Below are 25,825 nucleotides of genomic sequence, written 5' to 3'. Positions count from 1 at the left end.
CACCGGTGGGGGCGGCGAAATGCTTGACAATATCGGTCAAAACAATCGGGGAACAGGCCGGGCAAATGCTCGAACATTCGACGAGGTTTACTGATCTATGATGAACAATTGCGATCAATGTGTAGTCCGGAACAAATCCATTTGTGCTGCTTTGGATCCAGATGAATTGGTCGCTATCAATCGTCTTTCCCGTAAGGTTTCCATCAAGGCTGGGCAGGCTTTGATCTGGGAAGGGGATGATAGCCTGATCGTGGCCAATGTTGTCGAAGGCGCATTCAAGCTAACCTCGTCCTTGGAAGACGGGCGTGAACAGATTATCGGTTTGTTATATCCCTCGGACTTTGTTGGTCGCCCTTTTGGTGATAAAAATGAATATTCGGTGACGGCTCTTGCGGATTCCAAAGTCTGCGTTTTTTCACGCTCTGATTTTGATCAGTTTGTTCGTGAACATCCTGACCTTGAACATAAATTATTACGGCGCACATTAATCGAATTGGACCGCGTTCGGCGCTCAATGCTGCTACTCGGCCGAAAAACTGCGGCTGAGCGGGTTGCCTCGTTCCTATTGGAAATGTCTGAGCGGCTGGCTGATGCTAGCTGCAGCGTCGTTGGCGGCAATCTGAAACTTTTTGCCTTGCCGTTCGGACGGCAGCAAGTGGCCGATATATTGGGCCTGACAATTGAAACAGTCAGCCGCCAAATGACCCAATTGAAAAAGAACGATATCATCGCACTGCCAGATCATCGCAATGTCCAAATTCTTGATGCCGATCGTCTGCGTAATATCGCAGACGCCGGGGCGCTCTCCGTTCATTAAACGAGCCGTGCACTAAAACGGTCTTTGACCGGATAATCCACCGCACGGCAATAGAATTTCCATTTCATAGTCGAAGAGACAAGGCCTGTTGATCTAAATCAATGAGGTTGAATCATCGGCCTGCCATGCCCGTCTCGTTGAAGACAGTTTTTGCACTGTTGACACTGGGAAGGACATTATGGACACGCTCTTACTGAAGGCTGGCGGCTGGTTGGCTATCGTATTTCTTGCATTTATGGCAATGGTCTTGGCAGCAGATGCCGGCTTTGCCGTGCATATGGCAATTATCGCTTTGGCGGCCGGGATCACCCTTTGGGTTACGATCAATAAAGCCGACTATGCTGCCATTGGGCGCGGGATATTGAAAGCGCCTGCCGATTTGGGTGTCTATGATGATGACCCAATCCGCTGGGGTGTGATTGCGACGATTTTCTGGGGTATAGCCGGTCTCACTGTTGGTTTGATCATTGCCCTGCAACTCGCGTTTCCGGTGCTCAATCTCAACAATGAATTTACAACATTCGGTCGTTTGCGGCCACTTCACACCTCTGCTGTTGTTTTTGCTTTCGGAGGCAATGCACTGATCGCGACGAGTTATTATGTCGTGCAGCGCACGTGCAGGGCGAGGTTGGCCTTCCCCGGTCTCGCCCGTTTCGTTTTCTGGGGGTATCAGCTGTTCATCGTACTGGCCGCCACTGGCTATCTCATGGGTGTAACCCAATCCAAAGAATATGCCGAACCGGAATGGTATGTCGATTTGTGGCTGACCATTGTATGGGTTTGTTATGCAGCGGTGTTCATCGGAACGATCGTGCGCCGGTCGGAACCGCACATTTATGTGGCGAACTGGTTCTATCTTTCTTTCATTCTGACGATTGCGATGCTGCATATCGTCAATGGTTTGTCGATGCCGGTTAGCTTGCTCGGTTCCAAAAGCTATGCGGCCTTTGCCGGGGTGCAAGATGCGCTGACGCAGTGGTGGTACGGTCATAATGCAGTTGGATTCTTCCTGACCGCCGGCTTCCTTGCGATGATGTATTATTTTGTGCCAAAACAGGCAGAACGGCCGGTTTACAGCTACCGCCTGTCGATCATTCACTTCTGGTCTTTGATCTTCCTCTACATCTGGGCAGGGCCGCACCATCTGCACTACACCGCGCTACCCGACTGGGCGCAGACTCTGGGCATGGTGTTCTCGGTCGTGCTGTGGATGCCAAGCTGGGGCGGCATGATCAACGGCCTGATGACGCTGAACGGGGCGTGGGATAAAATCCGCACCGATCCGATCATCCGGATGATGGTTCTGGCGCTCGCCTTTTATGGGATGAGCACCTTTGAAGGGCCGATGATGTCGGTCAAGGCGGTCAATAGCTTGTCGCATTATACCGACTGGACGATTGGTCATGTGCATAGCGGCGCGCTCGGTTGGAACGGCATGATCACCTTTGCTTGCCTTTATTATCTTGTTCCGCGTCTGTGGGGCAAAGAACGGCTTTATTCGCTGCGGATGGTGAACTGGCACTTCTGGCTCGCGACGCTCGGCATCGTTCTTTACGCCGCGTCGATGTGGGTTGCCGGTATCATGCAGGGCCTGATGTGGCGCGAATATGGTGACGATGGTTATCTGGTCTACGCTTTCTCGGAAGTCGTCTCGGCGATGCTACCCATGTACCTGATCCGGGCAACGGGCGGTTTGCTGTATCTCGCTGGTGCCATCGTGCTGGTTTACAATGTCTGGATGACCATTGCGGGTAAACAGCGCGACGAAAAACCCATGACCGAAACGCCTCATAATGAGGAACTCGACAAGCCAATTGTAGGGAAACCTGCAATCGCGCCAGCAGAATAAGGAGACAATATTATGTCCGGTTTTGCCGAGAAACATAAGAAACTTGAACGCAATGTCACCTTGCTTGGTCTCGCGGCTTTCGTGACCGTGGCAATTGGCGGAATTGTAGAAATTGCACCCCTATTCTGGATCGATAACACGATTGAAAAAGTAGAAGGTATGCGGCCCTATACGCCGCTCGAACTCGCTGGGCGCAACATCTACATCCGCGAAGGTTGCTACAGCTGTCACAGCCAGATGGTGCGGCCTTTCCGGGATGAAGTGGAGCGCTATGGCCATTACAGCCTGGCGGCGGAAAGCATGTACGATCATCCGTTCCAATGGGGATCGAAGAGAACCGGTCCCGATCTGGCTCGGGTTGGCGGGCGCTATTCGGACGAATGGCATGTCCAGCATCTGATTGACCCGCGCTCGGTGGTGCCGGAATCGATCATGCCGCCTTATGCGTTTCTCGCCGAAAAGGACCTGAAAGCTGGCGATATGGTGAAACATCTCAGAGCTCAGCGACGAATCGGCGTGCCTTACACAGAGGAAGCAATTGCTGCGGCCAATGAAGATCTAATAGTGCAAGCGGACCCCATGGCGTCGACTGCCGATCTGGAAGAACGCTATCCCAAAGCGCAGGTACGGGATTTTGACGGCGATCCCGACCGGTTGACAGAAATGGATGCACTGGTCGCGTACCTCCAAATGATTGGCACATTAGTAGACTTTGAAGCGGCAGAGCCCCTGGAGCAACCGCGATGAATTATGAAGACCTGAGGCATTTTGCGGATAGCTGGGGGCTAGTTTTTCTGGGCATGATATTTCTGACGTTGATTGGCTGGACCTTCCGGCCCGGATCAGGCCGCAAACATGATAAAGCAGCGCATATGATCTTTGAAGAGGACCATGATGATGGTTGATAACCAAAGAGTTGACGAACCTACCGGCACCAAAACGGTCGGCCATGAATGGGATGGCATCGAGGAGCTCGATACGCCAATGCCGCGCTGGTGGCTTTGGACACTTTATGCAACTATCATCTGGGCGCTTGTTTATGTCGTGCTTTACCCGGCTTGGCCGATGCTGAACAGCGCCACCGAAGGCGTTTTGGGTTGGTCCAGCCGCGGTGACTATGAAAAGGCTGTGGCGGCACGAGAAGTGGAGTTGGAACCAATTCGGCAGGCTCTCGTCTCAACCGATATCCACGATTTGCCAAAAAATTCCGCTTTGCTTAACGAAGCGATTCAGGGCGGGCGTTCGGCGTTCAAGGTCCATTGCGTACAGTGTCATGGCGCTGGCGCTGCAGGCTCCAAAGGCTATCCGAACTTGAATGACGACGAGTGGCTATGGGGTGGGGATATGGAAGCGATCGAATACACGTTGATCCATGGGATCCGTAATCCTGATCATGACGAGACGCGTTTTTCACAGATGCCAGCCTTTGGCCGCGACGGGATATTGCAGCCTAATGAAATTCAGGACTTGGTTTCCCATGTCCGGGTGCTTAGCAATCGTGAAAAACCCAGCGCTTCGGCAACCCGCGGTGCGGCTTTGTTCGAAGTAAATTGCACGATATGCCATGGCAATGATGCCAAAGGCGACCGATTTCAGGGCGCGCCCAATCTGACCGACGCCATCAGCCTTTATGGTCTTGATCGTGCTTCGCTTACAGAAACGATCACGAACAGCCGCTATGGCGTAATGCCGCGCTGGGGGCAGCGGCTGGATCCTGCGACGATCAGGATGCTAACCGCCTACGTGCATTCACTAGGCGGCGGCGAAGCTGCACCCGTGGTAGAAGAGGCCGCAACAGAGATTGAGACGGAGACTCCCGTAGATGAGCAATCCTAAGGAAATTCTTGATCCCCAACTGCAGCTGTATGAAAAACGGAAGGGTGTTTACCCCAAGGCGGTAGACGGCACCTTCCGGCGGCTGAAATGGCTGATCATGGCGGTGACGCTCGGCATTTATTATATCACGCCATGGATCCGCTGGGACCGTGGCCCTTATGCGCCGAATCAGGCGGTGCTGGTCGATCTTGCAAACCGGCGCTTTTACATGTTCGGCATCGAAATCTGGCCGCATGAATTTTACTATGTGGCGGGAATGCTGGTGATGGCTGGTATCGGTCTGTTTCTGGTGACTTCAGCGGTTGGCCGGGCATGGTGCGGATATTCCTGTCCGCAAACGGTATGGACCGATTTATTTCAGCATATCGAGCGAGCGATTGATGGCGACCGCAACGCTCAATTCCGCTTGCAGGATGCGCCATGGGGCCTAAAGAAAATTACCAAGCGCCTTAGCAAATGGGCGATCTGGCTGTTGGTCGCGATGGCCACCGGCGGCGCATGGATATTTTATTTCGCCGATGCGCCCACCTTGGCGCGTGACTTTTTTACTGGGGAAGCAGCCTTTGTGGCTTATGCCACTGTGGGCGTTCTGACCGCGACAACCTTTATCTTTGGTGGTTTTATGCGCGAGCAGGTTTGCATTTATATGTGCCCGTGGCCGCGCATACAGGCAGCGATGATGGACGAAAAATCACTGACCGTGACTTACAAGGATTGGCGTGGGGAGCCTCGCGGCAGCGTGAAAAAGGCAGAGGCGCAACCCGGCAGCTTTGGGGATTGCGTTGATTGCAATCAATGCGTTGCGGTCTGTCCGACCGGAATTGATATTCGTGAAGGGCCGCAAATCGGCTGCATAACCTGTGCCTTGTGTATTGATGCCTGTGACAAGGTGATGGATCAGGTCGGCCGTCCGCGCGGGTTGATCGACTATTTGACTGAGGAAGACGAGGAACTGGAAAAAGCAGGGAAGTCCCACGTTCCCGTCATACAAACCCTGTTTCGTCCGCGCACAATACTCTATTTTTCCGCATGGGGCGCGATTGGCTTGGCGATGCTCTTTGCGGTCGGCAACCGCACCCGTATCGACATCAGCGCCAATCATGACCGCAATCCGCTTTACGTCCAACTGGCGGACGGGGATGTGCGCAATGCCTATACCGTCAACTTGCGCAATATGGAGAACCGGCCGCGCGAAATGGAGATTTCCATGTCTGGTCTTCCCGGAGCTGTACTATGGACGAGTGAAGGGGTGCGGAAAACCGCCGGTCAAAACGTCGTAGTTAAGGTACCGGCTGACAGTGTTGGCAGGGTACGCCTTTTTGTTGCAGGCCCAGGAGATGGGCCTGCACGAGAGGAATTCACGCTGACTGTTCAGGCCAAAGATGACCGGACAGCACAGGATACGCATGACGTCTTTTTTGAACGCCCGGAGATACTCGAATGAAACAAGAAACTGTCGAACCGAAGAAATTTACCGGCTTCCATGCCACGGTGATGATCGTCGCGTTTTTCACGGTGGTCGTTTCGGTCAATATGGTGATGGCGCGATTTGCCGTCTCCACTTTTGGGGGAACCGTGGTCGACAATAGCTATGTCGCCAGCCAGAAATATAATGAATGGCTAGAAGAATCGCGTAAGCAGCAAGCTCATGGCTGGACTGCCTCGCGGGTTACACGGATACAAGATAAAGTGGCGATGACCGTATTGCGGGCCGATGACAGCGCGCTGGAAGACGCCGAAATAACAGCTGTTGCGGAACATCCGGTGGGACGTGCTGATCCAATCATTCTGCATTTTGTACAACAGGGTGCAGGCTCTTATATTAGCCGGGATAGTCTTCCTGAAGGTCGTTGGAAGCTGCGCATTGCGATTACCCATGGCGGCAATAAAATGGCGCTGGCACAGGAAGTTCTTTGAACCAAGCCGTCCATCTCGATGCCATTACGGCAGATAGTGTGGACAATATTGTGTCGCGTTTTGCTGTGCCGGCCATCCGCTGCGCTGGATGTATATCGAAAATCGAGAACGGTTTGCTCAAAGAGCATGACATAATCTCGGCACGGGTAAATTTTTCAACCAAACAGGTCGCGGTATCGCACCTTTCGGAACTACGCGAAGACCAGATTAAAAGCAGAATTGAGCAACTCGGCTTTGATGTTCAAATATTGGCCGATAATCCCTTGGCGGAAGAAAAAGGCGACACAGGCAAACTGATCCGCGCTCTTGCCGTAGCCGGTTTTGGCATGATGAATATCATGCTTTTGTCGGTCAGTGTCTGGTCGGGGGCGATAGGAACGACACGTGATTTGTTTCATTGGATATCCGCCCTGATCGCTATCCCGGTAATCCTCTATTCGGGGCGTCCGTTTTTCAGTTCTGCTTTCATGGCGCTGCGTTATGGCCGCACCAACATGGACGTACCGATTACGGTTGGTATCATTCTGGCCACTGGCCTCAGTCTTTTCGAGACCATGACCAGCGGTGTGCATGCCTATTTTGAGAGTGTGGTGATGCTGATCTTTTTTCTGCTCGCTGGACGGGTGTTGGATGGGATGATGCGTGATCGTGCCCGAGACGGTATATCGGCTCTGCTCAAACAGACCGCATCAGGGGCTATGGTCTTGGGTCAGGATGGCCCAACCAGCTGGGTGAACGCCAAACAACTGCGTCCAGACATGATGATGGTGGTCGCTGCGGGCGATAATCTTGCCGCCGATGGCGTGATTCATAAAGGCGCGAGCAATTTCGATTTCTCGCTGATGACCGGTGAGAGTGAGCCGCAGCCGAAAGCAAAGGGCGATACAGTGCTTGCCGGAACGCTCAACTTGACCGGTCCTGTTACAGTGCGTGTCACAGCGGTGGGAGAAGATACGAGCCTGTCTGACATCGCCCGGCTGATGGACGAAGCTGGGCAACAGAGATCTTTTTATGTGCGGGTGGCAGATAAGGCGGCCCGCTATTATGCGCCTGCGGTACATAGTCTTGCCTTACTGGCTTTTATATTCTGGATGTTCGCTGGGGTGGGATGGCATCAATCACTTTTGATATCGGTGGCGGTGCTGATCATCACTTGTCCCTGCGCGTTGGGGCTCGCGGTTCCGGCGGCGCAGGTGGTAGCGTCTGGCGCGTTGTTGCGCAATGGCGTGATGATCAAGGATGGTAGCGCACTGGAGCGACTAGCCGAAGCTGATCGTGCGCTGTTCGATAAGACGGGAACGTTGACTCTTGGTCGCCCCGTACCGGTTACTGTGAGCCATTTGTCGCTAACGCAAAAACAGGTGGCGCTGGCGCTGGCGCAGGCCAGCAATCATCCGGTCAGTAAGGGAATACGTGCGGCTCTATTGGATCAGGGCGTAACACCGGTCGAGATTGAAGATCCGAATGAAGTCGCCGGCCAAGGTATGTCGGGTCGCTGGGACGGTATCGCTGTGGCTTTAGGCAAGCCGATTAAATCGGATGACCATCTCTCCTGTCAGTTGAGGATTGGTAACGAGCAGGTTGATATCGAATTGCAGGATGAAATTCGTCCCGATGTCGTGGAGGCCATTAAACGGTTAAAGGCTCTTGGTTTGCCTGCGACCATCATATCGGGCGATAATGCAGCATCGGTTGCGAAAGTCTCAACCGCTGTCGGTTTAACAGCGCAAGCCGGGGCTAGCCCGCAGGATAAATTGCAAACCATCTCGCGGCTTCGTTCCATGGGTTTAAAGGTGTTGATGGTCGGCGACGGGTTGAATGATGGTCCCGCACTGGCTGCCGCCCATGTCTCCATCGCGCCAGGCTCGGCCAGCGATGTCGGGCAACAAGCTGCCGATGCTGTTTTCACCAGCAACTCCTTTCTGCCAGTCGCACTTGCCGTCCAGACGGCCCGGAGGACAATGCAGATTGTCCGGCAAAATTTCGCGCTAGCCATTGGCTATAACATATTAGCGGTTCCGCTAGCGCTGACCGGTATGGTGACTCCGTTAATTGCTGCTGTTGCCATGTCGCTTTCGTCATTGATCGTGGTCGGTAATGCTTTGCGGTTGAACGGGGCAGCAAAGTGAACAAGTCTAGAAAATGAGTGGTTTAGCGATCCTTATCCCCGTCGCTCTGCTGATGGGACTGGCTGGCCTCGCGTTCTTCTTCTGGGCCATGCGCAATGGACAATTTGAGGATCTTGACGGTGCTGCCCAGCGCGTGTTGATCGACGATGACGCGCCGAACCAGGACAAGTCAGCGGATGATAGTGAAGGAAGAGGAAAGCGAAAAAATGGATAAGCGCCAGTTTCCCATTCAACTCTCCGCTTTGGCTATATCGATGTTAGTCGTTACTCCTCTTGTTCCAGCCAATGGTATGATGACTTTATCAGTTTGCGGGGCGGATGGTGTGATCCGCACTGTTTCTGTGCCGGTTGATCGTGAACAGGAAGATCGCAATGATTGCGTTAAGGCCTGTCATGGTTTTTGCTCACGTAAGCAATTTTCTGAGAATAGAGATGACGCAAAGAACTAACGCGGCTTAGCCTTATATTTTAACGAACGGCGACTTTTGTAAAAACTGTATAAACTGTGAGAATCCAAACGAACCTAGTCGACCTCAGGATTAGATGGCCGCACGATCAACTTGTCGATTTTGCGGCCATCCATATCGATAATTTCAAATACCCAATCCTGATCCTCAAAGGCTTCGCCTTCCTTCGGCAAATGGCGCAACTGCCCGAGCGCATGGCCCGCGACGGTCGCATAGTCTCTGTCGTCCTGCAATTTAATGCTTAACCGGTCGGCCAGTGCATCCATCGACATGGCACCAGAAACCAGGAAGCTGCCATCGGCGCGCTCGATAAGGCTTCGCTGCGTTTTTTCGTCCTGGTCCGACACAAATTCGCCGGCAATCGAACTGAGTAAGTCGTTGGGGGTTACAACACCTTCAAAATGACCATATTCATCATGCACCAAAATCATTGGTACTTCGGCTTCTCTCAAAATATCCAAAGCATCCAAAGCATCAAGCTGGTCAGGCACTTTTTCCAGTGGCCGCATCAGCTTGCTGAGATCGAGCTCCTGACCGCTAAATTGCGCGGCGACTATATCCCGCGCTTGTACCACGCCCCGTATCTCATCGACAGAATTCTCGGCGACCAGCAGGCGGCTATGCGGTGATTCGATAAGCATCGCGTGAATCTCCTCGGTAGTCGCGCCAATATCCAGCCAATCGACCTCGGTGCGCGGAGTCATGACTTCACGAATTGGTCGATCAGCCATGCGGACAACACCAGCGATGACAGCGCGTTCATGTTCTTCAATGACACCTGATCGGGTAGCTTCGGCAAAAACCATTTGCAATTCTTCAGCCGTCACATGGCTGGTCTGGTCTCGTTTGAGGCCAAGCAGCCGGAAAATCAGCGCACTGGTGCCATCGAGCAACCATACAAGCGGCGCAGCGATCCGTGCCAGCAAATCCATCGGCGGTGCCATGATCACCGCTATCTTTTCCGCGGAACGCAAAGCAATTTGTTTGGGAACCAGTTCGCCAATGACGAGGGACGCATAGGTTGTTAGGCCGATAACAAGTGCAAACCCCACTGTTATCGACCAATCGTTTGGCATGCCCAATGCAGTAAGCCGCTCTGCCACCGGACCACCCAAACTCGCCCCGGAAAAGGCGCCCGCGACGATGCCGATCAACGTGATCCCAATCTGAACCGTTGAAAGAAACTTCCCGGGATCACTGGCCAGACGCAAAGCAATTTTAGCGCCTCGGCTGCCTTGATCGGCGGAAGAATGGAGATGCGCCTTGCGTGCGGAAACAATGGCTAGTTCCGACATGGCAAAAACGCCATTAATCAGCACGAGCACAACAATGATTGCAACGTCAAACCAGGGAAAAGGTGTCATATTGTCCAAATAAAGGGAATAAGCCCGAAAAAATCCCTATAGTCACATGTTTTATAAAATATCAAATTTGCTGTCAGTTAGCGTTCATAATTTTGGGTTCATCTAGCCTGTGCTTGAATGCAACTATCCAGCTGGGACAGAGTAATATCTCTACAACAGACAAACTTTTTCGAGGGAATATCAAGATGCCTAACAAAAAAATTTTTATCGCGGCAGCGTCATTAAGTGCATTGGCACTTACCAGTGCTTGCACTACCAATCCAGAAACCGGAAATAAAGTACTCTCCAAAGCGGCGATTGGCGGCATTGGCGGGGCATTGGGCGGTTATCTATTGGGCGATATTATCGGTGGCCGGAATGATCGAACAGCAAAAATCGTAGGTGCCGGGCTTGGCGGCCTCGCTGGAGCTGGAGTCGGCTATTACATGGATGAGCAGGAAAAGAAGCTGCGCCAGCAGACAGCGGGCACTGGTATTGATGTTACGCGTGATGGCGACAACCTCATCCTCAATATGCCATCTAACGTTACGTTTCCAGTCAACAGCTCAGCGATTCAGCCGGAATTTCAGCAGACTCTTGGCAGTGTCGCCAACACTTTGTCGCAATATGAAAAAAGCTATATCGATATATATGGTCATACCGATAGTACCGGCACGGACCAATATAACCAATCACTGTCCGAACGGCGCGCTGCATCCGTCGCCAACTTTTTGGGCAATAGCGGTGTTCAGCAAGCCCGTCTTGAAACGCGAGGCTATGGCGAAAGTCAACCAATTGCGAGCAACAGCACCGAGGAAGGTCGTGCAGCTAACCGCAGAGTTGAGCTGAAGATCGTGCCGATCCGGGAGGAGGATCTGTAACGGGACTGTTAAACCAACGCACTATAGACTTGCGTTCATGACAACAACTCGGGCATCCCTATTCTTAAAATGAGAATAAGGATGCCCGAATATGACTGCCCCCAACTTTTCGATCGATCTGTCCGGACGCACCGCTATCATAACTGGTGCATCCGCTGGTCTGGGGCGCCGCTTTGCAAGCGTATTAGCCGCTTGTGGAGCAAAGGTCGCGTGTACCGCACGGCGGCGGGAAAAATTGGATGAGCTGGTTGATGAAATTACACAAGACGGGGGTGATGCACAGGCTTTCGAACTAGATGTTCGCGATGCGGAGCAACTAAAAGTCATCATTCCGACAATCTCTACCGCATTGGGTCAACCAGATATATTGGTAAACAACGCCGGGATTGTGGATGCTGCCCGCGCTGTTAGGATGTCCATTGAATTGATCGACGATGTTCTGGATACCAACATGCGCGCTGCTTACATATTATCATGCGAGTTTGCGCGTCCTTTGATCGACCAAAAGATGCCGGGGCGAATTGTTAACATCTCTTCGATCGCCGGCACTCATTATGATGGTCATGGTGCAGCTCTATATTCCACCACGAAAGCTGGAATATCACGCATTACAGAAGCGCTGGCTGTTGAATGGTCGAGATTTTTTATCAATGTTAATGCGATTGCACCGGGACTCTTTGCCACCGAAATGTCTGACGGTATGACCAGTCGGATGGGCGATTTTTATGAAAACTTCCCCCGCAAACGCATATGTCAGCCGGATCAAATGGACAGCACGTTACTCTACCTGCTATCGCCTGCATCCGAATGTGTGACCGGTACCATCATCAAAGTTGATGATGGTCAGGGACCGCGATAGATCTGTTAGACGAGATCACCCATTAGCAACTTTGGCAGATCACCGCTCTCACCACGTGCTTCGGCCATGAATTGGTCTTTAAGCGGTGCGATACGTTGCACGATACCAATACCAAAACGTCGGATTGCTGAGGACGTATCGCCGGGCAACCCAAAAAGTCGCGTCAAAATATCTGTAGCAGCAGACATCATCATATTGTCAAGTCCCCGCCACCGGTCATAGCGTTCCAGTATTTGCGCATCACCGAGGTCTAGGCCGGTCCGAGCTCCATCGACAATACACTCCGTCAGCGCTGCGACATCACGAAGGCCAAGATTAAGCCCTTGGCCAGCAATCGGGTGGATGCCATGACCGGCGTCACCGACTAAAGCAAGTCGCTCCGCCGTCAGGCTGGCGCTATGATGGAAGCCAAGAGGATAGGTTATGCGGTCAGATTGCAATTCCATCTGACCGAGGAAGCTACCGGTATTCTTCATCAATTCTGCTTGAAAAGCTCTCTGGTTGATTTTCGCAAGCGCCGGTCCATCCTCACGGGCAACCGTCCAGACTATGGCGGAGCGATGACGCCCTTGGTCATCATCGCGCATTGGTAAAACTGCAAATGGTCCGGATGAATAGAAAATCTCATATGCCGTATTTCCATGCGCCTGTTCATGGGTGACCGTGCAGGTAATTGCGCTATGGTTATATTGCCATTTTGCCATGGCAATTCCGGCTGCGTCACGAACGGTGCTGCCACGACCGTCGGCGGCGATGAACAGCGGTGCATATATTTTCTCTCCCCTATCGAGCGACACGGAGACTTGATGGTCGCCGCGATCAGTTTGTTCCACCTGCCGTGGCATCAGCAAATTAATCCCGTCATGTGCCTGCGCGGTTTCAAACAACGTCCGCTGTAAAACTCCATTTTCAATCATCACGCCGAGTGGGCCGTCATTTTCATCGGGTGTAAAATCTAGCTTACCGGGTTTCAGGCCATCGTTAATGAGGATCCTGTCAATGTTGCAGCCATGCAGTTCAAGCTTTTCGGTCAGGCCAATGGCCGCCAACATGTTCCAGCTTGCACTGTTTATCGAAGAGACCCGCCCGTCATTTTTGGGGTCCAATAAATTGGTTGGTTCAGCGCGATCAATGACCGTAACCTGTAGTCCATGCGCTGCGAGAGTCAGTGCTTGGGTGAGGCCAATTAGCCCAGCGCCCAAAATGATCACGTCGCTCTCTTTTTCGGTCATGGTCATATGCAGGCCTCTTTTGCTCGTTACTGCCGATAAGATAGGCCTCACGGGAGCGAAAAGAAAGTATGTTCCGGTAAATCACGGGCAACAAACTTATCGGCAAAACTTGACGCGGAGTCACCGATTCGCGCAAAGGAGGGTTAGTTAATGCGGGTTCGGGCCTTTGCGCTGAAATAGACGAGCCTTAGGAGTAGAATATGGCCGGGAAAGCAAAAGAAGCCAATTGGCGTGAAGTGATGCGTGTTAGCCTGCTGCGCAGTGGTGCGCTGATTGGCGCTATTGCCCTTGGCCTATTGGTTATATTCCTGTTTCTCGCCCTTGTAAGTTACTCACCAAGCGATCCTTCTTTAAACACCGCCGCTGGCAGTGTTGAACATAACTGGATGGGCATATTTGGTTCCTATAGCTCAGACCTGCTTTTGTCTCTGCTCGGCGTGCCTGTAGCGTTATTTTTACCGCTGATCCTGGTGTTTGCCAATCGCTTGTGGCGCGATATCCCGCAAGCTGAATGGAAAAAACAACTTCTCTGGTGTTTGCTTGCGGCCTTTTTGATCGGAACCGGTCTGTCCTTGTGGTTTTCCGATAGCCAGGCAGACCTGCCTTCGGGTTGGGGTGGTCTTACAGGCTTGGTTTCAGCCAAAGGGATTAGTGCAGGTTTGGCCGCGATTTCGGAGAGCTGGAGCGGCGTTGTTTCAGGTGTTTTAGCGGCAATCACTTTAACGGGCGGCCTTGCTCTCGGTTATTTCAGTCTACGGCTCGACCGGCCCTTGTTCTCCATGCCGCAGCTTAAATTGCCGCGCTTCGGATCGAATGAGCAAGATAGCGGATTGGTAATAGAGCCAGAGAACAATGCCGCGCCGAAGCCCAAAAAAACACCAACCCCACGTAAGGCGGTAAAACCGGATAACCGGCCACCACCGGAAATCAGCGACCGCGCGTTACCGCCGAAAAAAGCCAGCCTTTCGAGCGGGAAACAGGGCGACTTCTTTGGCCCCTATTCACTGCCTTCCATCGACCTGTTGACGCCCCGTCCTGAAGAGGCAAATAATGTCATCGACAAGGCGGGTTTGGAACGTAATGCGCGTTTGCTCGAATCCGTACTGGATGATTTTCATGTGAAAGGCACAATCAACGCCGTTCGTCCGGGGCCTGTGGTGACCATGTATGAACTGGAGCCAGCGCCTGGTATTAAAGCCAGCCGTGTAATCCAGCTGGCAGAAGACATCGCGCGGAATATGTCGGCCCTGTCGGCTCGTGTTGCCGCGATACCCGGCCGTACGGTTATGGGTATCGAATTGCCAAATGCCCAGCGCGAATCTGTCGTCCTACATGAAATGATCGGTAGCGACAGTTTTCAGGATCAGACAGGACAGCTTCCGATTATACTCGGCAAGAATATCTCTGGCGATCCAGTGATTGCCGATCTTGCGCCAATGCCGCATCTTTTGATTGCCGGTACTACCGGCTCGGGTAAATCCGTTGGTCTCAACTGTATGATCGTATCGCTGCTTTACCGAATGACGCCGGATCAGTGCAAAATGATCATGATCGACCCGAAGATGTTGGAACTCAGCACATATGATGACATCCCTCATTTGCTGTCTCCAGTTGTTACCGAGCCGGCCAAAGCCGTCAGGGCGCTAAAATGGGCGGTCGAGCAAATGGAGGAACGCTATCGGATGATGTCATCCATTTCGGTACGCAACCTTGCCAATTATAATGAGAAAGTGAAGGCCGCCAAAGCCAAAGGCGAACCGCTTGGCCGCAAGGTGCAGACCGGTTACGATCCCGAAACATCAAGGCCGATTTACGAAGAAGAGCAGCTGGATTATGAGGTTCTGCCACAGATCGTGATCATCGTAGACGAGCTAGCTGATTTGATGATGACGGCCGGTAAAGAGGTTGAATTTCTGATCCAGCGCTTAGCCCAAAAAGCGCGTGCCGCCGGTATTCATCTCATCATGGCAACGCAGCGGCCGTCAGTTGATGTTATTACCGGCGTGATCAAGGCTAATCTGCCGACGCGGATTAGTTTCCATGTGACCTCTAAAATCGATTCCCGTACCATCCTCGGCGAACAGGGTGCAGAACAGCTGCTTGGCAAAGGCGATATGCTTTACATGCCAGGCGGTAAGCAATTGACCCGTGTCCATGGACCCTTTGTTTCCGATGACGAGGTCCGCCTGATTGCCGATCATTGGCGCGCGCAAGGTTCACCAGAATATATTCAGGCCGTTACTGAAGAACCGGAAGACGGTAGCTATGCTCTCGATGGCGCGGATCTGTCCGATAGCAAGGAAGACCGTCAATATGCGCAGGCCTGTCAGATTATCTTTGAAAGCCAGAAAGTTTCCACCAGCTGGCTGCAACGACAGCTGAGGATCGGATATAATACTGCCGCCCGGATCATCGACCGGATGGAGGAGGACGAGTTTATTAGTCCTCCCAACCATATCGGTCGCCGCGAAGTATTGCGGGATCAAAACGGCGAAGTGATCTAGGAAGCGGCAATTCAGGTGATGTTCAATCGCTTTTGGCTAGGTGGTAAGAATATTTTTCAGGAGTTTTCAATATGTTGAGATATGCTTTAGCCATTGTTTCGGCGCCATTGGCGTTTGCGGCCTCGGTTCCGGTAACGGCCCAGCAAAGCCCGGCAGATGATATCAACGCCATTTCCAACCATTTGCGGGCTATGACCACCATGACCGCCAATTTCACGCAAACCAGCCGCAATGGGCAGCTATTGCCTGGGAAATTGACCTTAAAGCAGCCGGGCCGGATACGCTTTCAATATGGCAAGGAAGCCAATCTGCTGATCGTTGGTGACGGCAAAGCGTTGACGATGATCGATTATGAAGTGAATCAGGTGCAGCGTTGGCCGATCAAAAACAGTCCGCTTGGTGCGCTGCTAAATCCTGAACGGGATTTGTCGAAATATGGAAAAATCATCCCGACTCGTAATCCGAATGTATTGAGTGTGGAAGTGCGTGACCCGAAACGCCCTGAATATGGCGTGATTACGATGATTTTCACCAAAGTCGCTGGCGCCCCTGCGGGTTTGCGGTTGGATGGTTGGGTATCGCTCGATTCGAAAAATAACCGGACATCCATCCGGCTTTCCGATCAAAAATTCGGCGTTCCAGTGGCCAATAAGGCGTTCAACTGGACCGATCCTCGAAGAAAAGGACGCCGTGGGCGATGAATGGAGCCGCGCCTTCGACCAGCGGAAAGGCTGACAGGTTTCGTTCATCTAAGCGACAGAAACACGGTTCTATAAGGGTTACAGGATGAGATGAGGCAATCAGGTTTTCCCCCTGTTACCTGATTATTTAAGTTTCAAATCATCCTATGCGTGACGAACGCGAGTTAGCCCCCACCTCCTAAATGCCCCCGGAGGTGGGGGTTTTTCGTCCTTGAACCATCTAAAAATATAGGATTTCGTCTGGCTTTTGGCTTGGCTTTTTTCCGCTATCATGGCTAGGAGTTTAGCCATGAGTGATACCCTGAAAGTCGTGAGCTGGAATATTAACAGCGTCCGCGCCCGAATCGAAATTGTCGAACGATTTTTGAAGGAAGAAGCACCAGATGTTCTCTGCCTACAGGAGACCAAGGTCCGCGATGATCAGTTTCCCGAAGGGGTCTTCCGCCAATTGGGCTATAATCATTTGATTTTGAACGGTCAGCCTATGCATCATGGCGTTGCAATGATCAGCCGCGTTCCGTTGCACAAAGATGAACGGTTCGATTGGCAAGCCAATGGCGAGGCTAGGCATGTCGGTGCACGTCTCGAAAATGGCATTCGTATCGAGAATGTCTATATCCCGGCGGGTGGAGAAATTCCGAACCGTGACGAAAACCCGAAATTCGGTCAGAAACTGGATTTCTATCAGCGTATGACCGACTGGTCTTCGTCCTTAGATACACCGACGATATTGCTGGGCGATTTTAACGTCGCCCCCCTAGAATCAGATGTATGGAGCCACAAACAGTTGATCAATGTTGTTAGCCATACGCAAATTGAAATAGATGTAATGGCTAAGCTACAGGCTGCGCATGACTGGGTCGACATTGGCCGCAAGTTCATACCCGACCCCGAGCGCCTTTATACATGGTGGAGTTACCGCGCACGCGATTGGCGTGCGTCCGATAAAGGGCGACGACTGGACCATGTCTGGGTCAGTCCGGAATTGGCCGACAAAGCAACTGGCCATGTTGTTCATGAAGACGCTCGCGGCTGGACCAAACCGTCTGACCACGCTCCGCTTATTACGGAATTTAAATTTTAAATGGCGCCACCTGTTTCCTCTGAATCCGCACGCGCGCGGCGCGCGGCAAAGGCGATCGATGCGCTAAGGCGCGGTTGGCCGATAGGTGTTGAGGCGGCTGATGGCGTGCTGAATCTGCTCCCTGTCGAAACAGTAGATCTCGATCAACATCTGTCTTCGCGTTCTGAGGTAAAACTTCTCATTTCATCAAGCCGGGCGGACACATTGAAATTGTTAAACCAGCGTGCTTCCGCTGACCCAGCCTTGCCTGTTCAAATCAGTTTGACCTATGCGGCCACTGCCGAGGAGATTATAGCGATTGCCGATCCGGTGCTGGATATGCAGCACCCTATGAAAGGCCCATTTTTAAGTGAAGAGCTGGCCCACCCTGAAGCGGCTAAAACGGCTATGGAGTTGGCGCGGCATGGTGGATTGCTTCCAGCCTTTTTAGTCATGGATGAGCCGGCTGAAGACAAGCTGCGAATTGATGATGTAACCGCTTATGCCGATTCCAATGCGTTGGTCATCAGCGCCCATGCCAAATTGCCTGTGGCGGCCGATGCCAAGGCTCATATCTATGGCTTCCGCAGTGAAGCGGATTCAACCGATCATGTGGCATTGGTTGTCGGCGAACGGGATGAAACGACCCCTGTGGTTCGTCTGCACAGCGAATGTCTAACGGGCGATGTGTTGGGCAGCCTGAAATGCGATTGCGGACCGCAGCTCCACGCGGCGTTGGGCCAGATGAGCGAGGCCAATTGGGGTGTGCTTTTATATCTGCGGCAAGAGGGGCGCGGGATTGGGTTGATCAATAAGCTTCGGGCTTATGCTTTGCAGGACCAGGGATTTGATACTGTCGATGCTAACCAGCGTCTGGGCTTTGCCATCGATGCGCGCGATTTTTCGATCGCTGCACGGATGCTTGATTTGCTTAATATCCCGGCGGTCAAGCTACTCACCAATAATCCAGAAAAAGTTGAAGGTCTGGAGGGTTGTGGGGTATCGGTAGAAGAGCGTCTTCCGGTCAAGATTGCCGCCAATCCGCATAATGAATATTATCTCGATACCAAACGGGACCGCACTGGCCACAAGCTTTGAGCGTCCTTCGCGTTGATACGGATCGTCTAACACTCACATTCAACCGGCAGGTGGTGAGCTGCACCGTTGGTCGCAATGGCCCATGTCGGGCTGATCAAAAGCGGGAAGGCGATGGCCATACGCCAGTTGGCAATTGGCCAATCCGAGTGGTTTTATTTCGTCCTGGCCGTAGTGCTCCGGCACCGGGACTGAAACTGCCATGGCGTTGGATTGGCTTGCAAGATGGTTGGTCCGATGATCCGGTTGATCCAGCTTACAACCGACCGGTTAGACTGCCCCACCCGTTTAGCGCGGAAGCCCTTATCCGGGATGATCCGCTATACGATATAATTGTTATCCTTGGCCATAATGATAAGCCGCCATTGGCTGTTAAGGGCAGTGCGATTTTCCTCCATATCTGTTATAAAAACAGAGCTACGGAAGGCTGTATCGCTATTGATCGCACAGCAATGGACGCATTGTTGCCGACGTTGGAATCAGGCGACGTCCTGGAGATAATCTAAAAGATCTGGCCCATAATTGAGAGAATGGCTGGATATTTTGAGCCAGATCAATGCGAGTTGCTGATAGCAAAGCGATAATTCCTGCTTGCCCAAGAGGGGGCTGATGGGAGAAATGCATTGAAAACAATATTATTGCATGTGTTTGAAGATAGTGGTTTTGAATCGCGGCTACAGGTCGCTTTGGACGTTGCCCGAGGTTATGATGGACATCTGACTTGTGTTCAGCCGACAACACAATTTGCACCAATGTCTTTCGGTCCGATGGGCGGCGATTTTGTCACTGGGATAAATTTCGAAGATATGGATGCGGCGGAACGGGCGCATCGCGAACGGATCGAGCAACGCCTGAAAGAAGAAGATGTCTCTTGGGATTGGCAAACCGGGTTGGGTGATCCGGCAACGTTGTTGACGGAACGGAGTCGCCTCGCCGACCTAGTTATCGTCAGCCAATCTTATGGTAAGCGCAATGCCGGTGATGAACCGTTGCCGATTGCTGGTGATGTGGCGGTGCATGCTCATTGCGCTATATTGGTGGTACCAATTGAAAGCAGTTCTTATGATTGCCAGAAACCGATGGTCGTCGCATGGAACGGGTCTGCCGAAGCAGCTAAAGCCGTGCGATTAGCTTTGCCGATGCTCAAATTGGCCAGCGAGGTTCACTTGGTGACAGTCGGCGATGATGATGGTGATTTTCCTCATACAGCTGCGTCGACTTTTCTTGCGCGGCATGGCGTTTCGACAGTGCTCCATATATTAAAGGGCAAGGGGAACGAGGCTTCTGATATTATAGCTGAATTTGCGATAGAGAAGGGGGCTGCCGCGTTAGTAATGGGCGCTTACGGGCATAGCCGCCTGCGCGAAACCTTATTCGGTGGGGTAACCAAAAATCTACTCAACGATACAAGAATACCCCTGGTAATGGGGCATTAGCGGTAAAATCCAAAACGGCCTAACCTAAGCTTTAGAGCTTGCCATATTTCTTTTCAAATCCCGCAATATCGTCTTTTGCGAGATATTTAGCCTGATCGATCCAGGAATCGCGGGTAATTCGGCCGCTAAAGCTTTCCAGATATTTGTCGACTTCCTCAATCTCTGCTTCTTTCCAGCCGGCAATTTGATCATAGCGCGTTACGCCCAAATTATTGAGCAAGCTGTTCAATTTCGGGCCGACGCCTTTAATCAAGCGCAGATTGTCGGGGTCACCCTTGGCAGGGGTAATGTTAGGTTTCCCTGGCGGCGGTGGTGGCGGTGTTTCTGCCACAACCGGACGCTTGCGCGGACGCGGTGCAGGCATTGGTGCAGGTGCAACTTTCGCCGCTGCTGTTGTAGCCGCCGCAGCCGGTGCTGCAGCTTTTGGTGTAACTGGCGCCGGAGCTGGCGCGGGAACTGCGGAGGGCACAACCGGTTCTGGAACAGGAGCAACGGCGTCGCCAGCTTTTTCCAGCAAGCCGTCATCGGCATCAAAATTATCCATTGACCGATCACGGCCCGATGCGGCCCAGGCCCAAAAAGCCGTCGCAACACCGATCAGTAGAGCAATCAGGAATAGCAGCCAATTTGCAGAAATCAGCGATATCATTATCTTAAACCCCTATATTCATTCTTAAATTTGGATGACCGAGCGGCAATATTTTGCGCTGCAAGCCTTTTCCATTCAAATTTCATCACGATTGCGGCCCCAGATAAGCCAGCCAATCCCGAGCCCAATCGCAAAAGTCGTCAGAAGGAGCAACAGATTTTCTACTAATAGTGGCATGGTTCATCCCCCCTGTTGCGATTTCGCATCATTTATTTGGTTATTATTTGTCGCCTGCACATTAAACTCAATGCGGCGGTTCTGAGCATCGGCACCGGGACCATCGCCTGAGGCCAATGGTTTCTCAGCGCCGAAGCCAGTTGCTGTGACAAGGTTTTCCGGAATACCGCGCTCAACCAGACCTGCACGCACACGATCAGCTCGTTCTTGAGACAGGATTTTGTTGACCTGAGCATTGCCGTTATTGTCCGTATGTCCACCGACAGCGATTGTCACGTCCGAACAAGGCTTGAGAGCAGCCGCTATTTTGTCCAGCAGTTTATTGGATGCAGGTGAGATGTAGGCGCTGCCAGACCGGAAGCTTAGTTTTTCGCCGTCAATCGCTTGATCGACGCCAGTTTGACATTGTGTCACTGCAGCATTCACATCTCGATTGCGATCGTCCGTTTTGTCAGCTGCAATTGTGCCGTCGCCTGCCCAGACCGCACTGTAGACACCGGTAATTCCAGAGACAGAATTAAGTGCCTTTTGTTTCATATCTTCAGAAACATCGCCATCAAGAACAGCATTGCGAGCTAGAGGGTCGCGTGAGAACGTAACGTTAACACCGTCCATGCCCTGCGCGGTCAATTCGGTTTGCGCTGCTTTTTCAAGACCAGTGACGTAATTATCGCCCGTGGTGTAGTGGCCGACGAGCGCCAAAATAACAGTGGCGGCAACACCAACTAATATCTTACCCCCAATTTCCATTGCGGAACCCCTTACTAAGTTCGTTTTTTATCGATAATCATCTTCCAAAATGAAGGATAATTAGCGTTGAGTCCAGTTCAGCCATTTGGTCAGGATGTCCATTATCCGACGAAACGGGCTGAATTTGTCCCCATATGATACAATTACTTAGCAAATATGGTTAACGCATTAATGCTTTTCCGCAAAAGCTTGGCTGGCGGCGAATCATTATCAGGTTTGATTCTGAGCTAAGTTACTCAGTTTGCGAAATTCCTGACGCCAGAAATCCCCGCCGCTGCCGGAAAGTTTTTCGATATTCTGAAAGCCATAGTCGCCGAGATATTTGTCTCCACGCAGTTTCTGGCCAAAAGCGGCAACTGCGACGGCAAAGGCCATATCTCCGCTAGGTGCATTTGCACCGAGTAGACCTTTGGAGCCTATTTGCCGTTTAATCAGACGGGATTTGGTGCCGCCGGGCAGCTTGTAGCGCAATTTAACCTGGGCCATTTCACCCTTGAAACCCGACTGGCCTTTGACAGTGCGATTTGCGGGATATCGGCGTTCAGGTAACCAACCGGATGATTTTGACGGCATGATTTCATACAGTGCCGTCACTTGGTGACCCGCTCCAATATCGCCCGCGTCGACTTTATCATTGTCGAAATCCTCTTCTGCCAGAAGACGGTTCTCATAACCGATCAAGCGATATTCCTTCACATGCGCGGGATTAAACTCAATCTGGATTTTGACATCTTTGGCGATGGTGAACAATGTGGAGCTAAGCTCGTCTCCCAACACTTTTTGCGCCTCCATGGCGCTGTCAATATAGGCGTAGTTGCCGTTACCGACATTGGCGATGCCTTCCATAAGCTCATCGCGGATGTTGCCAGTGCCGTAGCCAAGCATAGTCAAGTTCACACCGGATTCCCGCTCTTTGGCGACGATCTTTTTTAACTGATCGGTACTGGAGGTGCCAACGTTAAAGTCACCGTCTGTCGCCATGATGATCCGGTTAATGCCACCTTTCAGGAAATGTTGACGTGCAGTAGAATAGGCTAGCTTCAGAGCATCACCACCGGCAGTTGAGCCGCTGGCATAGAGACAGTCAACCGCTTCTCTGACGTGGCTTTTGTTGGAAGTTGGCGCAAGCAGAAGACCGACTGTTCCGGAATAGACAACAATCGATACCCGGTCGTCGCTGCGCAGTTCATTTGCGAGATAAGTCAATGTGGATTTAACCAGCGGTAATTTGTCTTCGCTGCCCATCGAGCCGGAAACATCGACTAGAAATACCAGATTGGCCCGGGGCCGCTCGCCGCTATTTACATCATATCCCCGCAGTCCAATGCGGAGCAAGCGGCTGGCATCATTCCAGGGCGTAGTGGAAATATCAGTAGATACACTAAACGGCACGTCCCGGCTGGTGGGTGCAGGATAATCATAGCGGAAATAATTGATCATTTCCTCAGTCCGCACCGCTGCTTCCGGCGGCATTTTACCGTCTTTCAAAAAACGACGAACATTTGAATAGCTGCCGGTGTCGACATCCACGGCAAAAGTAGAAACCGGCTCGTCGACGACCCGCTTTATGCTTGCCACATCCTTGCCAGCATATTGCTCGCGGTCCTGTGTTTGTGGCCGTGGATAAGGATAAGGATATGGGCCGGGCGGTGTGATCCGACTTTGACGAGCGATAGCTCCGCCAGCAATTGATTGGCTGACTGGCGCCGCCTTGGATGATGGCGGCGGTGGAGGAGGTGGAGGCGGCGGCGCAACAGAAACCGGTGCGTTTTGCAGCGCGCCTGCACGGCTATTTCTCACACCTGTGGCTCTGATTTGATCTCTATTATATTGTCGAAAAAGGCCGCAATTTACCGGATATGGAGGGGGTATGCGCACCAGGTCTGGTCGTTTTCCTTGCCGTGATTGGGCGTCCAGAGATGCCACGCCTGGTGAGCCGACCAAACTGATGGCTGCAAACCCGCACAAGACTTTGGAAAAATTTGAGAAACGTCGCATGATTGTCCACTCCCTACATATCCGACCTGAGGCAGAAAGTGGCGAAGACAAGCTGACTGGACTATGAACAAATGATATGTTGTTACATAGCGCAGTCAGCTTGAATGTTCGTTATTGAGATTTACGCGAGCTGTTTGCGCATCCGTTTTGCTCGCGCTTCCGGGCTTGGATGGGTTTGCAGCCACGGCAGACCACCGCTGCCGCCGCCCATGCCAGCAAGTTTATCCAGCGCGGTTACACAGGCCATCGGTTCATATTGCTTTTGCTTCATGAAGGCCATGGCATAGTCATCTGCCTCTTTTTCATGCTTTTGGGAGTGCTGAGAGCTGATCACATCACCAAATAACTTACCAAGCTTGGAATTGGCTATTTTCCCAACTTTTCCGCCTGCAGCATCAGCGACTCCAAAGGCGGCTTCTTTCTGCAAAGCGCCTTGCATACGTTTTTTAGTGTGGCCTTCTTTCACATGGCCGATTTCATGGCCGATTACATAGCGTATTTCGTCATCGGTGAATTCATCCATCAGCCCCGCAAAGACCCGGATAGTACCATTGGCCATAGCAAAAGCGTTCACATCACGGACCAGGTAAGCTTTGATATCAAGATCCAGACCATCGTGATTTTTGAGGCCTTTTGACAGCCCGGAAATGCGTTTGCCGTAAGGATCATTGGGTCCTGCCACCGGATTGCGGCCATCCATATCAGCCGCCATCTGATCGAAATAGACAGCCATTTCTTCGTCGTTATAGGATCCAGCTTTGGCTACTTTGCCCGCCGCTCCCAGACCTTTTTTCAGATTAAACTGCGCGTGCAATGGCGCGCTTGCGCTTATCCCGCCAGCCAGCGCTGCGATCACCATGATCTGCCGCCGTGTGAGTAAGGTATCGTCGTTTTTCAAAATCTGAACCTCCCTGAACATGTAAAGTTAGACGACGCCTTATGGAAAGCTGGGCCGTTGCTGGCAATCGACTAAGCGATGAATGGATGTAAAATTTTGGTGAATTTGCGAATATCATTACGTTCTTGTTGCTGATGACGGGACACGCACCAGGCTGGATTTGCAGTGCTGCCATAGCAAAAGCCGAATCCTAGCAACATGGAGCAAATTTTATAATGTAACATATTGTAAAATTATTTGTATCGATGTAGTTGAAAAGCGTTTCGCAAATAGGAGATTCTATGCGCTTGATCATGATGATGGGCTTGCTGATGGCCAGTGGAGCATCTCCCCAGTCCGCCGAAAACATGGCGCTTTCCACTCCTGTCGAAAAAACGACGGCATCGGCATCAGATACAAAGATAATCCCGATATATATGTCAGCAGACCGCGCTTTAGTCATGTTGCGAATTGCGGATGGACATCCCGTACCGGTTGTTTTCGATACAGGAACTAATGGTAATTTGCTTGATAAAAAAATGGCAGACGGCCTGGGTCTACCGAATATCGGACCGTCACGAGCGATTGACGGCAGCACGGGTAAACCGGTTCCCGGCTATGATAGTTTCATAAAGGACGCTCGTTTGGGCGGCGTGGCGATTGCCGATGATCGCGCGACCGTATTACCCTATGATTTGACTGATGAAATTGGGATATTTGGGCCTAACAGTTTTCCTGATCGTCTGGTCGAAATGGATGGTCCGGGCAGCCAACTGATCATTCGTGCGAAAACGCCTGCCAACATCCCTAAAGGCGAAGCTTTGCCCTACAAGGATTCTTCGGGAAGTCCTTTGCCCTTCGCCGTTGTTATTATCGATAATCTCGCAATTACGGCCACGCTTGATAGTGGCAATAACGTAGCGCTTCGTCTGCCAATGGGCTATAAAGATAAGCTCGATCTTCAAGCGCCGCCGGTGCCTGCGGGTATTGCGGTTTCTGCAGCCGGAAGCCAGCCGACTTTCAAGGCAAGATTAAAGGGTTCGTTGCAAATCGGATCTTTCACATTCGATCAGCCAGAGGTTCAATTTATGGAAGGCGGGCATCCCAATGTGGGGCTACCGATATTGCGCAAATTGTCGATAATATATGACCATAGCGGTTCACGCTCCTGGATATTACCGCCAAAATCCTGATCAACCGCCAGTCCACCGATTGATTGATTATAAGATAAGTTCATTTTGCCGT

At 51.9% G+C, this 25,825-nt stretch carries 25 protein-coding genes; 19 read left to right on the top strand and 6 right to left on the bottom strand.

Annotated elements, in window-relative coordinates; genetic code table 11:
* The first annotated feature begins 97 nt into the window (after positions 1-97).
* The 10 genes from J4G78_RS05380 (at position 98) to J4G78_RS05335 (ending at position 8,997) form a co-directional block, all read left to right on the top strand.
* A complete protein-coding gene (locus tag J4G78_RS05380) occupies positions 98-817 on the top strand; it encodes a Crp/Fnr family transcriptional regulator (protein ID WP_375140352.1) in 720 nt (239 codons plus the stop codon).
* 178 nt (positions 818-995) lie between these two features.
* Entirely contained in the window at positions 996-2,666 is a 1,671-nt protein-coding gene (gene ccoN, locus J4G78_RS05375; RefSeq protein ID WP_207989154.1) for a cytochrome-c oxidase, cbb3-type subunit I, read from the top strand.
* A gap of 12 nt (positions 2,667-2,678) precedes the next feature.
* The gene (gene ccoO / locus J4G78_RS05370; protein WP_207989153.1) at positions 2,679-3,413 is read left to right on the top strand and encodes a cytochrome-c oxidase, cbb3-type subunit II; all 735 of its coding nucleotides are present in this window, start codon (positions 2,679-2,681) and stop codon (positions 3,411-3,413) included.
* On the top strand, positions 3,410-3,571 hold the full coding sequence (locus tag J4G78_RS05365; protein ID WP_207989152.1) for a cbb3-type cytochrome c oxidase subunit 3: 162 nt from the start codon (positions 3,410-3,412) through the stop codon (positions 3,569-3,571). Before ccoO ends, J4G78_RS05365 begins: the two co-directional genes overlap by 4 nt.
* A complete protein-coding gene (gene ccoP / locus J4G78_RS05360; protein WP_207989150.1) occupies positions 3,564-4,502 on the top strand; it encodes a cytochrome-c oxidase, cbb3-type subunit III in 939 nt (312 codons plus the stop codon). The genes J4G78_RS05365 and ccoP overlap by 8 nt, the downstream gene beginning before the upstream one ends.
* Positions 4,489-5,946, top strand: a complete 1,458-nt coding sequence (gene ccoG / locus J4G78_RS05355; protein ID WP_207989148.1) for a cytochrome c oxidase accessory protein CcoG — start codon at positions 4,489-4,491, stop codon at positions 5,944-5,946. The genes ccoP and ccoG overlap by 14 nt, the downstream gene beginning before the upstream one ends.
* A complete protein-coding gene (locus J4G78_RS05350) occupies positions 5,943-6,419 on the top strand; it encodes a FixH family protein (protein ID WP_207989146.1) in 477 nt (158 codons plus the stop codon). Before ccoG ends, J4G78_RS05350 begins: the two co-directional genes overlap by 4 nt.
* Positions 6,416-8,548 (top strand): heavy metal translocating P-type ATPase, encoded by a 2,133-nt coding sequence (locus tag J4G78_RS05345; protein ID WP_207989144.1) that lies wholly within the window; start codon positions 6,416-6,418, stop codon positions 8,546-8,548. Before J4G78_RS05350 ends, J4G78_RS05345 begins: the two co-directional genes overlap by 4 nt.
* A 13-nt stretch (positions 8,549-8,561) precedes the next feature.
* A complete protein-coding gene (ccoS, locus tag J4G78_RS05340; protein WP_207989143.1) occupies positions 8,562-8,762 on the top strand; it encodes a cbb3-type cytochrome oxidase assembly protein CcoS in 201 nt (66 codons plus the stop codon).
* Positions 8,725-8,997: a hypothetical protein gene (locus J4G78_RS05335; protein ID WP_207989142.1), complete on the top strand. Its 273-nt coding sequence runs from the start codon at positions 8,725-8,727 to the stop codon at positions 8,995-8,997. The genes ccoS and J4G78_RS05335 overlap by 38 nt, the downstream gene beginning before the upstream one ends.
* Before the next feature lie 74 nt (positions 8,998-9,071).
* Here the strand turns inward: J4G78_RS05335 and J4G78_RS05330 are convergent, their stop codons facing one another.
* Positions 9,072-10,379: a hemolysin family protein gene (locus J4G78_RS05330; protein WP_207989140.1), complete on the bottom strand. Its 1,308-nt coding sequence runs from the start codon at positions 10,377-10,379 to the stop codon at positions 9,072-9,074.
* A gap of 185 nt (positions 10,380-10,564) precedes the next feature.
* Here J4G78_RS05330 and J4G78_RS05325 point away from each other — a divergent pair, with 185 nt between their 5' ends.
* Entirely contained in the window at positions 10,565-11,239 is a 675-nt protein-coding gene (locus J4G78_RS05325) for a YiaD family glycine zipper/OmpA-like lipoprotein (RefSeq protein ID WP_207989138.1), read from the top strand.
* A 91-nt stretch (positions 11,240-11,330) separates the two neighbouring features.
* The gene (locus J4G78_RS05320; RefSeq protein ID WP_207989136.1) at positions 11,331-12,098 is read left to right on the top strand and encodes an SDR family NAD(P)-dependent oxidoreductase; all 768 of its coding nucleotides are present in this window, start codon (positions 11,331-11,333) and stop codon (positions 12,096-12,098) included.
* 5 nt (positions 12,099-12,103) lie between these two features.
* Here J4G78_RS05320 and J4G78_RS05315 read toward each other — a convergent pair whose 3' ends face one another.
* Complete coding sequence (locus tag J4G78_RS05315; RefSeq protein ID WP_207989135.1) at positions 12,104-13,336, bottom strand: UbiH/UbiF/VisC/COQ6 family ubiquinone biosynthesis hydroxylase; 1,233 nt, start codon at positions 13,334-13,336, stop codon at positions 12,104-12,106.
* A 194-nt stretch (positions 13,337-13,530) separates the two neighbouring features.
* Between J4G78_RS05315 and J4G78_RS05310 the strand changes: the two genes are divergently transcribed.
* From J4G78_RS05310 to J4G78_RS05285, 6 genes are all read left to right on the top strand, one after another.
* Positions 13,531-15,834 carry a DNA translocase FtsK gene (locus J4G78_RS05310; protein WP_207989133.1) on the top strand — a complete coding sequence of 768 codons (2,304 nt, stop codon included), beginning with the start codon at positions 13,531-13,533 and terminating at the stop codon, positions 15,832-15,834.
* A gap of 71 nt (positions 15,835-15,905) precedes the next feature.
* Positions 15,906-16,535: a LolA family protein gene (locus J4G78_RS05305; RefSeq protein ID WP_207989131.1), complete on the top strand. Its 630-nt coding sequence runs from the start codon at positions 15,906-15,908 to the stop codon at positions 16,533-16,535.
* A 289-nt stretch (positions 16,536-16,824) separates the two neighbouring features.
* The gene (gene xth, locus J4G78_RS05300; RefSeq protein WP_207989130.1) at positions 16,825-17,619 is read left to right on the top strand and encodes an exodeoxyribonuclease III; all 795 of its coding nucleotides are present in this window, start codon (positions 16,825-16,827) and stop codon (positions 17,617-17,619) included.
* Positions 17,620-18,696, top strand: a complete 1,077-nt coding sequence (ribA, locus tag J4G78_RS05295) for a GTP cyclohydrolase II (protein ID WP_207989129.1) — start codon at positions 17,620-17,622, stop codon at positions 18,694-18,696.
* Positions 18,693-19,199: a L,D-transpeptidase family protein gene (locus J4G78_RS05290; RefSeq protein ID WP_207989128.1), complete on the top strand. Its 507-nt coding sequence runs from the start codon at positions 18,693-18,695 to the stop codon at positions 19,197-19,199. The genes ribA and J4G78_RS05290 overlap by 4 nt, the downstream gene beginning before the upstream one ends.
* Positions 19,200-19,316: 117 nt before the next feature.
* Positions 19,317-20,129 carry a universal stress protein gene (locus J4G78_RS05285; RefSeq protein WP_207989127.1) on the top strand — a complete coding sequence of 271 codons (813 nt, stop codon included), beginning with the start codon at positions 19,317-19,319 and terminating at the stop codon, positions 20,127-20,129.
* Between the two features lie 31 nt (positions 20,130-20,160).
* Here the strand turns inward: J4G78_RS05285 and J4G78_RS05280 are convergent, their stop codons facing one another.
* The 4 genes from J4G78_RS05280 to J4G78_RS05265 all read right to left on the bottom strand — a co-directional run bounded on the left by J4G78_RS05280 (position 20,161) and on the right by J4G78_RS05265 (position 24,601).
* The gene (locus tag J4G78_RS05280) at positions 20,161-20,778 is read right to left on the bottom strand and encodes a helix-hairpin-helix domain-containing protein (protein WP_207989125.1); all 618 of its coding nucleotides are present in this window, start codon (positions 20,776-20,778) and stop codon (positions 20,161-20,163) included.
* Between the two features lie 180 nt (positions 20,779-20,958).
* The gene (locus tag J4G78_RS05275) at positions 20,959-21,705 is read right to left on the bottom strand and encodes an OmpA family protein (RefSeq protein WP_207989124.1); all 747 of its coding nucleotides are present in this window, start codon (positions 21,703-21,705) and stop codon (positions 20,959-20,961) included.
* A 210-nt stretch (positions 21,706-21,915) separates the two neighbouring features.
* A complete protein-coding gene (locus J4G78_RS05270) occupies positions 21,916-23,505 on the bottom strand; it encodes a vWA domain-containing protein (RefSeq protein ID WP_243457233.1) in 1,590 nt (529 codons plus the stop codon).
* Positions 23,506-23,824: 319 nt separating this feature from the next.
* Positions 23,825-24,601: a M48 family metalloprotease gene (locus J4G78_RS05265; protein WP_207989120.1), complete on the bottom strand. Its 777-nt coding sequence runs from the start codon at positions 24,599-24,601 to the stop codon at positions 23,825-23,827.
* A gap of 281 nt (positions 24,602-24,882) precedes the next feature.
* Between J4G78_RS05265 and J4G78_RS05260 the strand changes: the two genes are divergently transcribed.
* A complete protein-coding gene (locus tag J4G78_RS05260) occupies positions 24,883-25,773 on the top strand; it encodes a retropepsin-like aspartic protease (RefSeq protein WP_207989118.1) in 891 nt (296 codons plus the stop codon).
* Positions 25,774-25,825 lie beyond the last annotated feature (52 nt).

Source organism: Parasphingorhabdus cellanae, assembly GCF_017498565.1.
In the GTDB taxonomy this organism is placed as follows: Bacteria; Pseudomonadota; Alphaproteobacteria; order Sphingomonadales; family Sphingomonadaceae; genus Parasphingorhabdus; species Parasphingorhabdus cellanae.
This window is presented reverse-complemented; position numbering and strand designations above follow the sequence as displayed.